The sequence below is a fragment of the Pseudomonadota bacterium genome (assembly GCA_039028935.1).
GTDB lineage: Bacteria > Pseudomonadota > Gammaproteobacteria > Steroidobacterales > SZUA-146 > SZUA-146.
The window spans coordinates 74,939-88,743 of the sequence record JBCCHD010000011.1 but is presented as its reverse complement, the minus strand read 5'-3'; the positions used below and the strand labels follow the sequence as shown (position 1 = coordinate 88,743).

General features: G+C 56.1%; 13 protein-coding genes. 2 read left to right on the top strand and 11 right to left on the bottom strand.

What is annotated here, in order from left to right:
- The first annotated feature begins 7 nt into the window (after positions 1–7).
- Both AAF465_07605 and murU read left to right on the top strand, forming a co-directional pair.
- Entirely contained in the window at positions 8–1,090 is a 1,083-nt protein-coding gene (locus AAF465_07605) for a phosphotransferase (GenBank protein MEM7082584.1), read from the top strand.
- The gene (gene murU / locus AAF465_07600; GenBank protein MEM7082583.1) at positions 1,087–1,830 is read left to right on the top strand and encodes an N-acetylmuramate alpha-1-phosphate uridylyltransferase MurU; all 744 of its coding nucleotides are present in this window, start codon (positions 1,087–1,089) and stop codon (positions 1,828–1,830) included. The genes AAF465_07605 and murU overlap by 4 nt, the downstream gene beginning before the upstream one ends.
- Here murU and AAF465_07595 read toward each other — a convergent pair.
- From AAF465_07595 to mrdA, 11 genes are all read right to left on the bottom strand, one after another.
- Positions 1,794–2,438 (bottom strand): hypothetical protein, encoded by a 645-nt coding sequence (locus AAF465_07595; GenBank protein MEM7082582.1) that lies wholly within the window; start codon positions 2,436–2,438, stop codon positions 1,794–1,796. The genes murU and AAF465_07595 overlap by 37 nt on opposite strands.
- A 93-nt stretch (positions 2,439–2,531) precedes the next feature.
- Positions 2,532–4,472 (bottom strand): hypothetical protein, encoded by a 1,941-nt coding sequence (locus tag AAF465_07590; GenBank protein MEM7082581.1) that lies wholly within the window; start codon positions 4,470–4,472, stop codon positions 2,532–2,534.
- 374 nt (positions 4,473–4,846) lie between these two features.
- Positions 4,847–5,818, bottom strand: coding sequence for a lipoyl synthase (gene lipA / locus AAF465_07585; protein ID MEM7082580.1), 972 nt, complete (start codon positions 5,816–5,818; stop codon positions 4,847–4,849).
- Position 5,819: 1 nt separating this feature from the next.
- The gene (gene lipB / locus AAF465_07580; protein MEM7082579.1) at positions 5,820–6,461 is read right to left on the bottom strand and encodes a lipoyl(octanoyl) transferase LipB; all 642 of its coding nucleotides are present in this window, start codon (positions 6,459–6,461) and stop codon (positions 5,820–5,822) included.
- On the bottom strand, positions 6,458–6,724 hold the full coding sequence (locus AAF465_07575; protein MEM7082578.1) for a DUF493 domain-containing protein: 267 nt from the start codon (positions 6,722–6,724) through the stop codon (positions 6,458–6,460). The genes lipB and AAF465_07575 overlap by 4 nt, the downstream gene beginning before the upstream one ends.
- A complete protein-coding gene (locus tag AAF465_07570) occupies positions 6,721–7,608 on the bottom strand; it encodes an aminotransferase class IV (GenBank protein MEM7082577.1) in 888 nt (295 codons plus the stop codon). The genes AAF465_07575 and AAF465_07570 overlap by 4 nt, the downstream gene beginning before the upstream one ends.
- Positions 7,609–7,612: 4 nt before the next feature.
- The gene (locus AAF465_07565) at positions 7,613–8,752 is read right to left on the bottom strand and encodes a D-alanyl-D-alanine carboxypeptidase family protein (protein MEM7082576.1); all 1,140 of its coding nucleotides are present in this window, start codon (positions 8,750–8,752) and stop codon (positions 7,613–7,615) included.
- Positions 8,753–8,830: 78 nt separating this feature from the next.
- Positions 8,831–9,790, bottom strand: coding sequence for a septal ring lytic transglycosylase RlpA family protein (locus AAF465_07560; GenBank protein ID MEM7082575.1), 960 nt, complete (start codon positions 9,788–9,790; stop codon positions 8,831–8,833).
- Positions 9,783–10,775 (bottom strand): lytic murein transglycosylase B, encoded by a 993-nt coding sequence (gene mltB / locus AAF465_07555; protein ID MEM7082574.1) that lies wholly within the window; start codon positions 10,773–10,775, stop codon positions 9,783–9,785. Before mltB ends, AAF465_07560 begins: the two co-directional genes overlap by 8 nt.
- Complete coding sequence (gene rodA / locus AAF465_07550) at positions 10,775–11,920, bottom strand: rod shape-determining protein RodA (protein MEM7082573.1); 1,146 nt, start codon at positions 11,918–11,920, stop codon at positions 10,775–10,777. Before rodA ends, mltB begins: the two co-directional genes overlap by 1 nt.
- A complete protein-coding gene (gene mrdA / locus AAF465_07545) occupies positions 11,917–13,788 on the bottom strand; it encodes a penicillin-binding protein 2 (protein ID MEM7082572.1) in 1,872 nt (623 codons plus the stop codon). The genes rodA and mrdA overlap by 4 nt, the downstream gene beginning before the upstream one ends.
- Positions 13,789–13,805: the final 17 nt, after the last annotated feature.

Sequence of the window (13,805 nt, the reverse complement as noted above, 5' to 3'; positions counted from 1 at the left end):
CGCTACAATGGCACAGAATATGGTCGCCTTCAATTTAAACGGCATCGCTGTGGAGGGAATTTCTACCGGCCAAACACGACTGGCCCAAGTGGTTGCCTGGCTGGAGGCGGTCATGCCCGAGCCGCCGCTCAAATTGACGGTGGCATCGGCTGACGCCAGCTTCCGTCAATACTATCGAGCGCACACCTCGAGCGCCTCGTACATCGTGATGGATGCGCCGGTGGCGCTTGAGCCAACCCGTCCTTTTTTTGTGCTTGCCAAGCGGCTGCGTGCGGCCGGTGTGAGTGCGCCCAGGGTGTACGAGTGGAACGAAGCCGACGGCATGATGCTGCTCGAGGATTTTGGTCGGACCACGCTATTAACGCATCTGGGCCATCCTGCAGATGGCGCCACACTCAGTGCAGCGGAACGTCGAGTCTATGAGCGCGCGCTGGATGATCTGCTTGTGCTTCAGCGTGCGCCAAGCGCGGATCTACCGCCCTTCGATGAGGCCTACTTGCGCGAGGAGATGGCGTTGTTTCGAATCTGGCTCATCGACCGTCATTTGAGTCTGAGCTGGTCATTGAGTGATGACCGGTTATGGCGCTCGGTACAACGGCAGCTCGTGGACGATGCGCTCAGTCAGCCGCGCGCATTCGTACACCGCGATTACCACAGCCGCAATCTCATGATCCGAAATGCGCGTGAGGACGCGGCCGAACTGAGTATCGGTGTGATTGATTTTCAGGACGCCATGTATGGACCGGTGTTGTACGACTGTGTTTCGCTGCTCAAAGATTGCTACGTGCGTCTAAGTTACGACGATCAGCATCACCTGTTGGACTACTTCGTGTCCCGAGCGCAGCAGGGCCTGCAGGACGACTCTCTCACGCGTAAACAATTCGCCGCAATGGGCATCCAGCGTCATCTGAAGGCCGCCGGCATTTTTGCACGACTTTGGCATCGTGACGGCAAGGCTGGCTATCTCAACGATCTGCCGCGTACCGTGTTTTATCTTCTCGAAGCTGCCCAATCAATACCGACCTATCATCGATTTGGGCAATGGATTGAAGAGCGCGTTTGGCCACGGCTCGATAGGGGGACGCGATGAAAGCCATGATCTTTGCAGCGGGGCGGGGCACGCGTATGGGGGCGCTGACTGAACAAACGCCCAAGCCGATGCTGGATTTAGCGCATATGCCACTCATCGAGTATCACATTCGTGCACTGGCGTCTGCTGGCATTGGGGACATCGTAATTAATGTGGCCTACCTGGCGGAACAGATTACTCAGACACTCGGAGACGGTTCACGATTTGGCGTACGCATTCAGTACTCGCATGAATCTCAGGGTGCACTCGAGACAGCGGGCGGGATTGCGCAGGCTCTGCCGCTGCTGGGCAGTGATCCGTTTTTGGTTGTCAATGGTGACGTTTGGACCGATTTTGGTCTGCACCGTCTCCGGGGAGTTGAACTGGGTGCCTCGATTGATGCGCATTTGGTGATGGTGCCGAATCCACCTCATCATCGACTCGGTGACTTCGCGTTCAGTGCTAAGGCGAGTCCCGTGCACAATGAGCGACAGCGTCTGTTGTGTCCACCGACTCCCGAGCACACACGCACCTTTACGTACAGCGGTATTGGTCTTTATCGACCCTCATTATTTTCTGCGGTACAGGGGAAAGTGCCGCTCGGTCCTTTGCTGCGCACATGGATTGCCGAACAACGGATAACCGCACAGCGCCACACAGGCTATTGGTGGGACGTGGGTACGCCGCAACGCCTTGAGTCGGTGGTGCGCTTTTTAACCGGCGATCACTCCGAGGATGTCGTCGACTCCAGTGCTTCTTGAGCTTCACGTGCTTTTTTTAGTCGATGTTCTTGAGTGACCTTATCGTCGAATAATTCCCAGCTATAGCGATCGTCATCGGGCACGTGAACAAAAAACAGTTTGCCCGAGTCGCGCCAGCCATCGAGCACGATACCGGATTCGAACGGATGGCCCTTGGCCGTTACCACGGCCGATGAGTGTTCAAGTCGAAACCGTTCGGTGGGATAGGCCACGCCCCAATACACGTCAAAGGTCTGCAGATTCTTTGCCAACAGCATCCTCAGTATGTCCTCGGCGAAATGGATGCACAGTCCCCTTGGTCTCAATCCGTAATTGACCAGCACATTATGAAGTACGGGTTGTTTTGTTAGCTCATAGTCTTCAGCCAGCGCCAACGAGTAATTCACCGTAGAGCCAGCGATATTGGCCGCTTCCAATGGATCGACCTGTGGGCTCAATGACAGCAACATCTGCTCGAGCTTGGCGATGCTCGCGAGTTGTTCGATGACAACGGGATCTGACGACACCATTTGACCGAGGCGGGCTTTTTCGACTTCCTCGACCGGGTAGTCAACACTGACGCACCCTGACAGCAGGATTAACCCGATGAAAACGAGTCGGTGTCGCATGATGTTGTGTCCTCTATTCATAAGAAAAGCATAAAAAAACAGCCGCGCCCTGACAAGGACGCGGCTGTCGGATCTAGCATTGTCAGAAGTCGATTAGAACTTCAGACCCAGCGAACGAATGACTTCGATGGTGACGTACTTGTCACCCGAAGGCAGACCTTTGCGGTTCGCGTAGCACTGCGAAGCACGCAGGGTGCATGGACCCATGACACCGTCGATCTTGCACTCGTTGCGGTTAGGACCACACTTGCAGCAACCCGTCTGCTGAAGGGCAGCCTGCAGGGCGCTTACGTTTGCGGCGGTCATGTTGATTTCACACAGAACCGGACGCCACTCAATGCGCTCTTCAGACACTTTGCGGGTGTTCGTCACAGTGCGTGTTTCGGCCGGAACCGGAATACGACGCTCCGAAGCAGGAGTGACCAGTTTAGTGGTTTCAACCGTGCTGTAAACCGCATCGATTGGCACTTCGCGAGTACGCTCAGGTGTATCGATAACGCGCTTGCTCACCGTCTTGTACTCAGCAGGCACTGGAATTTCGCGGGTGCTAGCTGGGGTGTCAATGACGCGCGTCGACACGTTCTTGTATTCAGCAGGCACTGGAATTTCTCGGACGCTTGCTGGCGTGTCGATAACCTGCTTGGTCACGGTTGCGTATTCAGCAGGTACCGTGATTTCGCGGGTGCTAGCAGGCTTGATCACCACAGTGGTGTCAACGTTAGCGAATTTCGCAGGGACCGCAATCTCGCGGGTACCAGCGGGCTTCACCATGACTTCCGTTGAGATGGTCTTGTACTCAGCAGGCACAACCACTGTCTGTGTTGAAGCGGGCTTCACCAGAACCTGCTTGGAAACCGTTTTATAGGTTGCAGGTACTTCAACCAAACACATCACTTCACCGGTGTCATCCACACGGGTTTCGAGAATACGCTGATCGGTGTCGCCATAGCGCTCAACCTGAGCCGCTGCACCACCAAAACCTACGCCAGTGCCCGAACCAATACCGGTAGCCCGTTTCCATTCAGTGTGAGCAGGCTTGTCCAGAACACGCTCGGTAACCGTACGGTATTCAGCTGGTACCGTCACCAGGCGAGTCGCCTCAGGTCGAACCAGCACTTGTTCGGTGCGGGTTTCAAACACAGCAGGAACCGTTTCGAAGCGGGTCGTAGCGGGGCTCACTTCCACACGCTCACTACCTGGGCCGTACTGGGCCGGGATCGTTTCGATGCGAGTTGAAGCTGGCTTGATCAACACACGCTCTTCTACCGTCTTGAAGGTAGCTGGAATGTTCTCCAGTCGGGTTGAGGCCGGCTTAACCAGAACACGCTCTTCAACGCTCTTAAAGGTTGCTGGTACCTGCTCGAGACGAACGGTTGCTGGGCGAACCAGAACGCGTTCTTCAACCGTCTTGTAGGTAGCTGGAATCGTTTCGAGACGCGAAGAGGCGGCTTTAACCAGAACACGTTCCGTTGCGGGAGCGTACTTAGCAGGAATCACTTCGATGCGCTCAGACGCTTCTTTGACCGTGATCACTTCAGACGTGGTTTCGTATTTAGCGGGTACGATCACACGCGCGTAGCACTCACCTGGGCGAGGGTTAGGCGGGAACAGATCGCTGCCGGCAGAACACATGTTGTCGGTGTTGGTTTCGCATACCTGCGCTTCGCGAGCCATTTCGAGCTCTTTGCGCATGCTGGCGATGCTACGGTCACGCTCGGCCAGCTCTTTTTCGAGCATGGCAAGCTTGCGTGCCTGCATATCGTCTTCAGCGTCACCAGCGGGTGCCGAGGCTGATGCGCCTTGGCTGGCCTGACTGGCGGACTGACTGGCGGACTGACTGGCAGAAGACTGACTAGCCGACTGACTAGCCGACGACTGGCTGGCCGACTGGCTAGCAGACGACTGACTGGCCGACTGACCGGCTGCCGATTGGCTGCCCGCCGACTGGCTCGCGCCGCCGGTAGACTGCGCACAACCAGCCAGCGCGAACAGCGCTGCGGATGTCAGCATAACGAAAGTGTTACGTAAGTTCATCGAAGAGTACCTCCAGGTATCCCTAATCTATTGTCACAAAAATACATACCGACGAAGCCGGTATATCCAACCCAAATTTATTGTAGAGATAAAGCGTTCGACGCTGTTTCAGTCGATCGGCAGATTATATGTGAAATACCGGGAGCGCGTAAGCCACGGATGACGAACGTTTACCCCAGTAAGTCCTTGTTAACCCTGCCGCCACAGCGACCGCGTTGCCCCAAACTCGGGCGAATTATAGCGGTGCATCGTTAAATTGCACTATTCGTCATGACTTTTTACAAATTGGGTTAGGCTAGGCTGAGTCTAACTCTAGCCAAAACAATGGCTAACGGAGTTTTTCTAGTGCGAATTGCAGCTTGTGATGAGCGGGATCAGCCCAAATGTAACGCCTGCTGATCCGCGTGGTAGGACGATCGGACGAGTGGCCCGCTGGCCACATGCGTGAAGCCAAGTTCGTAACCAATGCGCTCGAGATCCTTGAATTCGTCAGGGGTGACGAAGCGGCTCACCGGCATATGGTGCTTGCTGGGCTGAAGGTATTGGCCCACGGTCAGCATGTCACACTGATGGGCACGCAGGTCGCGAAACACGTCGACTACCTCATCCAGCTCCTCACCAATACCTACCATCAGGCCGCTCTTGGTGGACACGCCCGGATGCTGCGCTTTGAAGTCAGCGAGCAACTTGAGCGAATGCGCGTAATCCGAGCCGGGTCGAACTTCACGGTAGATGCGTGGCACCGTCTCAATATTATGGTTAAACACGTCGGGTGGCGCCTGTTCCATAATATCCAATGCGCGGTCGTGACGACCACGAAAGTCAGGTACCAGAACTTCGATGCGGCAGTCGGGGCTCGATGTGCGAATGGCCTTGATGCAATCGACAAAGTGCTGCGAGCCGCCATCGCGCAGGTCGTCTCGATCGACGGAAGTAATGACGACATAGTTGAGCTTCATGGCCGCCACCGTCCGAGCGAGATTGGCCGGCTCTTCGGTGTCGAGCGGCTTCGGACGGCCATGTGCCACGTCGCAAAACGTGCAGCGGCGTGTGCAAATATCGCCCATGATCATGAACGTGGCGGTACCGTGGCCAAAGCACTCCGTTAAGTTTGGGCAACTCGCTTCTTCGCATACGGTGTGCAGACGGTTTTCGCGTAAAACGGCCTTGAGAGCCTTAACCTGAGGCGTCGTGGGCGCTTTCACACGAAGCCAAGACGGCTTACGCACCGTGGTGACCGTAGGCTCGATCTTGATGGGGATACGAGCCATTTTTTCTTGCGCCGTGAGCTTTTTGCCTGGTTCTAGCCGAGCCGGGCGAGCGGGCCGCTGATGTGTGGAGTCCATGTTAGCGTTCGTTTACAAAGTTAACCGTAGTGGAATCATAGCGCAGATGCCGCAGGAGGTGCGGGATAAATCGCGCACTGGCCTCATCGAGCGTCTGGGGTCCACCCAGTGTGCGGCATTGTGTGATTTCCATTCCGGCAAAGCCGCAGGGATTGATGCGTGAAAAAGGTTCTAAGTCCATGTCGACGTTGAGTGCTAGGCCGTGAAAACTCCAGTTCCTCTTGATCCGCAGTCCGATGCTGGCCACTTTTTTTTGCTCAACGTAGACACCCGGCGCGTCTTTGCGTGGATAGGCATCGATCGCGTAATCGGCCAGCACATCCACCACTGTTCGTTCGAGTGCGGTCACAAGATCGCGAACACCGAGTCCGGTGCGAGACAGGTAGATGAGCGGATAGACCACCAGTTGTCCGGGCCCGTGATACGTCACTTGCCCACCGCGATCGACCGGCACTACCGGGATATCGCCCGGTGCGAGCACATGCTCTGGTCGTGCATTGCTGCCCAGCGTGAAAACCGGTGGATGTTCGACGATCCAAATCTCGCCGGGCTCGTCGGGCGACCGCCCGCCGACGAACGTCTGCATGGCCTGCCAAATGGGCACGTAATCTTGACGCCCGAGTTCACGTACCGTCAGGCTCACAACACCATGCTCACGCCCTCAATGGCGGTAAAGGCGCGATACATCGCGTCCAATTCGGCTTTGGATTGATAGGTGCAGGTGATCGTGTAGGCGGTGTATTTTCCGGTGCGACTCGAGCGTTCTTGTATATCCACGGGTAGGCTGCTGCAGGCTTGCGTCGCGATTGCCTGATCAATTCCAGCGCGTACCGACGCCGTACTCACGCCCATTACCTTAATCGGAAACGCGCACGGAAACTCAATGAGTGTGTCGTCTTCGCTCATGGTTGCGCGTCCGTATCAGCCAGAGTGGCCAATTTGTACTCTTGAAAAGCCGAATCCAGGGCTGCCCAAATGGGGCCAGGTCGCCCATTGCCCACCGCTTTACCGTCGACCGACGTAACCGGTAGTAGCTCTTTGGTGGCCGCGCTTAGCATCACTTCATCCGCGCGCATAAATACGTCGAGTGCTAACCGTGTCGTTTGGCAGGGAATGCCGGCCGTATCGGCGAGCTCTTCGACCAGGCGGCGGGTCGTGCCTGGCAGGATGGCATTCGAGTTTGGCGGCACAACCAATGTCCCGTCGACAGCCATCATGATCGTGCTGGCCGCGCCTTCGGTGACAAAGCCATCTGCGTGCAGAATCGCTTCCACACAGTCGTCGTCGATGGCTCGCTGTCTGAGTAGTACGTTTGCGAGCAGCGACGTGCTTTTGATATCGCAGCGCGACCATCGCGTGTCGGGCAAAAGTGTGGTGGCGATACCGTGTTCGAGTGCGGCTTTCGCCCGCGGCGGTAGCTTCTGCGACATCGCAAACACCAGAGGATCGATATCGCTGGGCGTGGCGTGGTCTCGGTAATGACTGACACCTCGGGTGACCTGTAAATAGATGTATTGATCGATCGCCCCATTGGCTTTGGCGGTGGTTGCGAACACCGTGCGCCATTCCTGCGCATCGAAAGACGAAGCGATATGGATTTTGGCCAGTCCGTCCATGAGTCGATCGATATGACTGCCGGCACGAAACAGCTGTCCTTGGTAAACAGGGATGACCTCGTATATCGCGTCGCCGAACAAAAAGCCGCGATCGAGCGCCGGAATCTTGGCTTGCTCAATGGGCAAAATGTCGCCGTTCAAGTACGCGAACGGCAGTACGCGCGCATCAATCATATCGCTACTCAAACCACAGCATGACCGAATCGCTGAGGCGGCGAAATACGCTTCCTTCTGGCACGTCGCGCAGCGCAATGAGTGGCACTTGCGCAATCACGTCGTCCTGCAGTTTGATCGTGACGCTGCCTAGTGGTGTGTTGGCCGCGAGCGGTGCGGTGAGCGGCTCCTGCAGATTCATCGATGCCTCTAATGACTCGTATTGTCCCTTAGGTATGGTGATATAGAGCTCGTTTTCAAGCCCTACCGGGAGGCTTTGATTGTCGGCTTTCCACACTTTGGCGGTGCCCAGTTCCGCGCCGCGCTCATAAAGGCGATGCGTGCGATAAAAGCTGAACGCGTAGTTTAACAACGAGCGACTGGCGTTGGCGCGACCTTTTTCGGTGGGCGTGCCAAGAACGACCGAGATGATGCGCATTTCGCCGCGTAACGCCGAGGAGACAAGGCAGTAGCCCGCTTCTTTGGTGTACCCCGTCTTTAAACCGTCCACCGTCTCGTCTGTCCACAGCAAAGTGTTGCGATTGCTTTGTGGAATCGAATTCCAGGTGAACTTTTTCTGGCTATACCAACGATAGTAATCGGGGAATTCATTGATGATGGCGGAGGACAGCGTGGCGATGTCCCACGCTGTTGAATAGTGTCCCTCATCGGGCAGACCCGTGCTGTTCATGAATTGGCTGTTGGTCATGCCCAGTGCGTCGGCGTGGTAATTCATGAGTGTGGCAAACACTTCTTCCGTTCCGCCGAGAAACTCGGCAATAGCGATGCTGGCATCATTTCCGCTTTGTACGATCATGCCCTGAATAAGATCTTCGAGGCTGACCTGACTGTTGATTTCGACAAACATGCGCGATCCCTCAGCATCGTAGGCACGCTTGCTAATCGGGACCATGCTGTCGAGCGTGACGCTGCCTTCGGCAAGCTTTTTGAACGTGACATAGGCGGTCATAAGCTTGGTGATGCTTGCCGGCGCGACGCGGTCGTGCGCATTTTTCTCCGCAATAATCTTGCCACTATTGTGATCGCGCACGAGATAGCTTTTGGCGTTGATCGAGGGCGCCGCGGGTATGGGTGTTTGAGCGAACGTTGTGAACGCCACAATGAAGCTAAGGAAGACGAGTGTCAGTCGGCCGAAAAAATGCATGGGTCGGAATCTCGCGAGGTGTGGGGTTATACGATAGTAAGTTGAGTCATGCTGGGTGCTGCCGCACGGTAAAAACCATTACGGTCTGACCGTTTGAAAACCGAGCAACCCGATGGCCGTCAGTTTGTCGGTGAGCGACTGGTGTTGAGTCGCAGAATTCAGCGGCCCCAATCGCACGCGGTGGACGGTGCGCCCATTCGCGTCGAACGACTGTACAAACACGTTTTCAAATCCGGATTGCTCAAGCTGCGTCTTCATCGCTGTGGCGTTTTCCAGTGAACTGAACGCAGCCACCTGAATAAAACTTCCACTTTGAAATACCTGTGAATCACTTGCCGCCACACGGGGACGCTCGCGCGTTGAGGAGGTGGCAGTAGCGGGTGACGGCGCGGGCATTACGGGTGTTGAGCCATACACTGTATCTGGACTGATGATGCCGGTGGGCGCGGCGTCCGCGGCCGGTTCTTCACTAAAAACCGGTGCGGGCTCAAGAGAAGGGCGGCTCTCGATCACCGCGGGTCGTTCAATCGTGGCGGTGACCACTTCACGTGGCGCAAGACGGGCAGTGGCCGAAATCGCCTCGACTCGAACAGGGGCCGTACCGGGTGCGACCACGTCCAGCGCTTTTGCGGCCGCGAACGACAGATCAATAATGCGATCGTCAACGAACGGACCGCGATCGTTGATGCGCAGTGTGAGTTGTTTTTGATTGTCGAGGTTGGTGACACGCACCCAAGTATCGAGCGGCAGGCTTTTGTGCGCGGCCGACATACCGTGCATGTCATAGGTTTCCCCGTTCGCGGTTTTGCGGCCGTGAAACTTAGGGCCGTACCACGATGCGATGCCTTGCTCGTCGTACCCGTTGGCACTCTTTAAAATGTAGTAGCGCTGGCCAAATACGACATAGGAACGCTCATACTGCGGCGGTAGCACATCGGGCGGTGGAGCTGAGCGCGAGGGCGGAGAAACGGGTCGGCTCAGGCAGCCGCTGAGTCCCACACACAGCAACACGACCCATACGAGCGTGCGCTTATTCATCAACCAACATGCCATCGCGGATTGCCTCGCTGAGTTGGTGCACGGCCATTGCGTACATTTTGCTGCGGTTGTAGCGCGTGATGACGTAAAAATTCTGATAGCCAATCCAGATTTCGGGTTCCGTTTCACCTTCGAAATTAATCACCATCGCCCGGTCATCGGCGCCACTGAGTCGCTCGAACTGAAGTCCCTCTTGCTGCAAAAATTCGGTCCGATAGACGGTTGCCAATCGGCGCAGTTCCAGGCGTTCGGCTAGGCGTGGATCACCGTCCGCGCGTGACACAATCGGCCCCCCTGTTTGCCAGCCGTGTTCGACAAAGTAATTGGCAATACTGGCAAACACATCGTGCCAACTAGTAAACAAATTGCGCCGCCCATCGTCGTCGCCATCGGCGGCGTAGCGTCGGTAGGAGCTGGGAATAAACTGTGGCGCACCCATGGCGCCAGCATAAGAGCCTTTGGCGTTGAGCAACTCAACCGGTTCTTCGCTACTGAGCAAGAAAAAATGTTCGAGTTCTTTGGTAAAAAACGGACTCCGAGGTGGGTAATCGAACGCGAGTGTGGACAGCGCATCCACGACCCGATAGCTGCCTGTGATCCGACCATAATGGGTTTCGACGCCAATAATCGCCACGATGATCTCGGGCGGTACGCCACGCGCATCCGCAACACTCTCGATCGCGTCCCGATGGGTTTTCCAAAATGCCACGCCTTCGCGAATTCGACGTGACGTTAAGAAAATCTTTCGATACGCATGCCAAGGCTTGCTCTTTTCGGCCGGCCGGCGCATCGCCTCGAGAATGGATTCTTTGGTTTCAGCTTGCTTGAGCACCGCTTCGACATCGCCACGAGCGAGCTGATGCTCGTTCACCATGACATTGATGAACGCTTGTACATTGTCGCGTTCGATGTCGAGCGTTTGCGTGCTTGTGGGCAGTGTTATCAGCACACCTGCAATCGCGATCACGAGTTTTTTGAGTGTCATTATCGGGCCATGAATTTGCGGTGAGAATGAATAGACATAAGGATACCGAAACCGGCCATGAGGGTCACCATCGACGTGCCGCCGTAACTCACCAAGGGTAATGGGACGCCGACGACCGGAAGCAGCCCGGTGACCATGCCAGTATTGACAAATACGTACACGAAGAACGTTCCGCTGATGCTGCCAGCGAGTAGGCGTGTGTAAGTGTCCTGCGCCTGTAGCGCAATGACCATACCGCGCGCCACAACCAAGACATACAGCGTGAGCAGGGTTATCAAGCCCAGAAGCCCAAACTCCTCCCCCAACACGGCAAAAATAAAATCAGTGGAACGCTCTGGGAGAAATTCCAGCTGTGATTGGGTGCCGTTCAGCCAGCCTTTGCCGAAAAGCCCACCAGAGCCGATGGCGATTTTTGATTGAATGATGTGGTAGCCCGCGCCCAGTGGATCACTCTCGGGGTTGAACATGGTCAAAATTCGCTGCTTTTGGTACTCGCGAATCAAATCAAAATGCCAAATTGCCGGGGCGGCGCACGCCGCGAGCAGTCCCAATCCTGCGATTAAGCGTTTTGAAAGGCCCGCGAAAAACACCGCCAGTATGCCGGAGCTGGCGATCAGCAAGGCGGTTCCCAAGTCCGGTTGCCGTAGGATTAAGTAAGTCGGTGCGGCGATGATCAAACCGCAAAACGCAAGGGTCTTGAGTGTGGGTGGTAGCGGCACTTTGTGCAGATACCAGGCTACCGCCATCGGCACGGCGAGTTTCATAATCTCAGAGGGTTGAAATGAAAATAAGCCAATGTCGAGCCAGCGCTGAGCACCTTTGCCCACATCACCGGTAAATTCCACAAGCACCAACAGGATGAGGCCAGCGATAAAGAGCAGGGGCGACCACATGCGCAGAAAGTTCGGTGGCATCTGCGCGATGACAATCGCACCGCCAAAGGCGACTACGATGCGCACAAGCTGTTTGTTAACGCGGCCCAAACTTTGGCCATCGGCACTGTATAACACGAAGATGCCGACGGCACAGATCAGCAATAACAAGACGAGCAGCATGCCGTCGATGTGTAATCGCAGAAGCATGCGACCGACCAGATTCAAAGGCGCGCGCTGTTCGCGTTGATCGAGACTGATGTCCAGGTTCATCGACGTCGCTCTTTGTTCAACAAATAGGCGTCCATCACACGGCGCGCGAGTGGCGCCGCCGCGGCGCTGCCGCTGCCCCCGTTTTCGACCAGAACCGCCACGGCTATTTGTGGGTTATCCACTGGCGCAAACGCCACAAACCACGCGTGGTCGCGCTGACGCTCGGTGAGTTCCAATTCGTCATAGACTTCGTCTTGACCCACAGTAAACACCTGGGCTGTGCCAGTTTTGCCAGCGATGCGATAGGCACTGTTTAAGGCGCTGGCGCGCGCACTGCCGAGCGGGCTGTGCATGACATCGGTCATGGCTTGAACAATGTATTCCCAATCCGCTGGATCGCGAATGCTGACCACCTCTTGGGGAACCGTGGGGGTGCGCGTAATTTCTCCCGAGATCGGGTCACGCACGGCCTCAACGAGCCGCGGCTTGAAGCGATGGCCGCGCGTCGCGAGTGTCGCGGTGGCGTAGGCGAGTTGGAGTGGCGTGGCCAGTGTGGATCCTTGACCGATGCCGGTAATCACGGTTTCGCCTGGGAACCAAACTTGTTCGGCGGGTCGATCGAAGCGCAATTTTTTCCACGCGCGTGACGGGTTTATGCCACGCCGTTCCCCGCGGATATCAATTTGGGTTGGCTGACCAAAACCAAACGCGGCCATAAACGTGTGCATTCGGTCGATGCCCAGTTCGAGGGCCATTTCGTAGAAGTACACGTCGCATGACTGAGCGATGGCTGAGGCGAGTGTCACCTCGCCGTGCCCTTCAATTTTCCAGTCGCGATAGCGGTGCTCATTGCCAGGAATCGAGAAATATCCTTGACAGTACGTTCGGTCCCAGGCGTTCGACACACCGAAATGCAATGCCGCCAGACCGAGAATCGGTTTAACGGTCGAACCAGGGGGATACTGTCCGCTCAAGGCCCTATTAAGAAAGGGCGTATCAGGATCGTCACGCAGTAATGCGTATTCGCGTTGGGTCAGGCCCTCGCCGAAGGGGTTGGGGTCATAGCCTGGTGTGCTGACCAACGCCAAAATTTCACCATTATTCGGATCTAGAGCGACCACCGCGCCGCGCTTTTCGCCAAGCGCTTCTTCCGCGGCTTGTTGTGTCGGCACATCCAGAGTGAGATACAGATCATTGCCCGGCGTTGGTGGATTGCCTTCGAGCACCTGCAGGGCACGGCCTTGCGCATTGACCACCACCTGACGATACCCCACGTTACCGTGCAGCAGATTTTCGTATGCGCGCTCGACACCACTTTTGCCGATGTGCGTCGTGCCGGCGTAGAGCGAGGGTTCGACGTTGGCCAGATCATTACTCGACAGGCTGCCAACGTAGCCAATGGCATGAACGCCCGATTGGTTTAACGGGTAGTGGCGCGCCAGGCGGGCGCGAATATCGACGCCAGGAAAACGCGGCCGTTGCACCGCAAACCGAGCCAATTCCTCTTCGGTGAGGCGAAATTTGAGGGGTACTGGTACAAAGCGCCGAGCGCTCTTGGACAAATTCGCACGAAAACGCTCTTCATCTTCAATCGACAGCAGCTCAAGAAGGCGCAAACGCGCCAGGGTCGATTCGAGGTCTTCAACTTGTTCGGGGATCAGTTCGAGCTGATAAGCGGGCAGATTCTCCGCCAGTAACGTGCCGTTTCGGTCGAATATCAGCCCTCGGGTCGGGGGAATCGGCTCGATTCTCACCCGATTGCCTTGCGACAGCGTTTGGTAGTGCTCGTGATCGATTATTTGCAGTGTAAACAACCTAAAAAGCAGCAGGCCGAACAAAATCAGCGCAAAAACCCCGGCAAAAATAACCCGCGCCGAAAACACGACCTGTTCGAAATGAGTGTCTTTTATTGGATCGCGGCCGCTCATGGCGAGTCCAGTTGAGG

Coding starts and splice junctions, on each gene's coding strand:
- AAF465_07605 (MEM7082584.1), top strand. CDS start 8: ATGGCACAGAATATGGTCGCCTTCAATTTAAACGGCATCGCTGTGGAG.
- murU (MEM7082583.1), top strand. CDS start 1,087: ATGAAAGCCATGATCTTTGCAGCGGGGCGGGGCACGCGTATGGGGGCG.
- AAF465_07595 (MEM7082582.1), bottom strand. CDS start 2,438: ATGCGACACCGACTCGTTTTCATCGGGTTAATCCTGCTGTCAGGGTGC.
- AAF465_07590 (MEM7082581.1), bottom strand. CDS start 4,472: ATGAACTTACGTAACACTTTCGTTATGCTGACATCCGCAGCGCTGTTC.
- lipA (MEM7082580.1), bottom strand. CDS start 5,818: ATGGACTCCACACATCAGCGGCCCGCTCGCCCGGCTCGGCTAGAACCA.
- AAF465_07575 (MEM7082578.1), bottom strand. CDS start 6,724: ATGAGCGAAGACGACACACTCATTGAGTTTCCGTGCGCGTTTCCGATT.
- AAF465_07570 (MEM7082577.1), bottom strand. CDS start 7,608: ATGATTGATGCGCGCGTACTGCCGTTCGCGTACTTGAACGGCGACATT.
- AAF465_07565 (MEM7082576.1), bottom strand. CDS start 8,752: ATGCATTTTTTCGGCCGACTGACACTCGTCTTCCTTAGCTTCATTGTG.
- AAF465_07560 (MEM7082575.1), bottom strand. CDS start 9,790: ATGAATAAGCGCACGCTCGTATGGGTCGTGTTGCTGTGTGTGGGACTC.
- mltB (MEM7082574.1), bottom strand. CDS start 10,775: ATGACACTCAAAAAACTCGTGATCGCGATTGCAGGTGTGCTGATAACA.
- rodA (MEM7082573.1), bottom strand. CDS start 11,920: ATGAACCTGGACATCAGTCTCGATCAACGCGAACAGCGCGCGCCTTTG.
- mrdA (MEM7082572.1), bottom strand. CDS start 13,788: ATGAGCGGCCGCGATCCAATAAAAGACACTCATTTCGAACAGGTCGTG.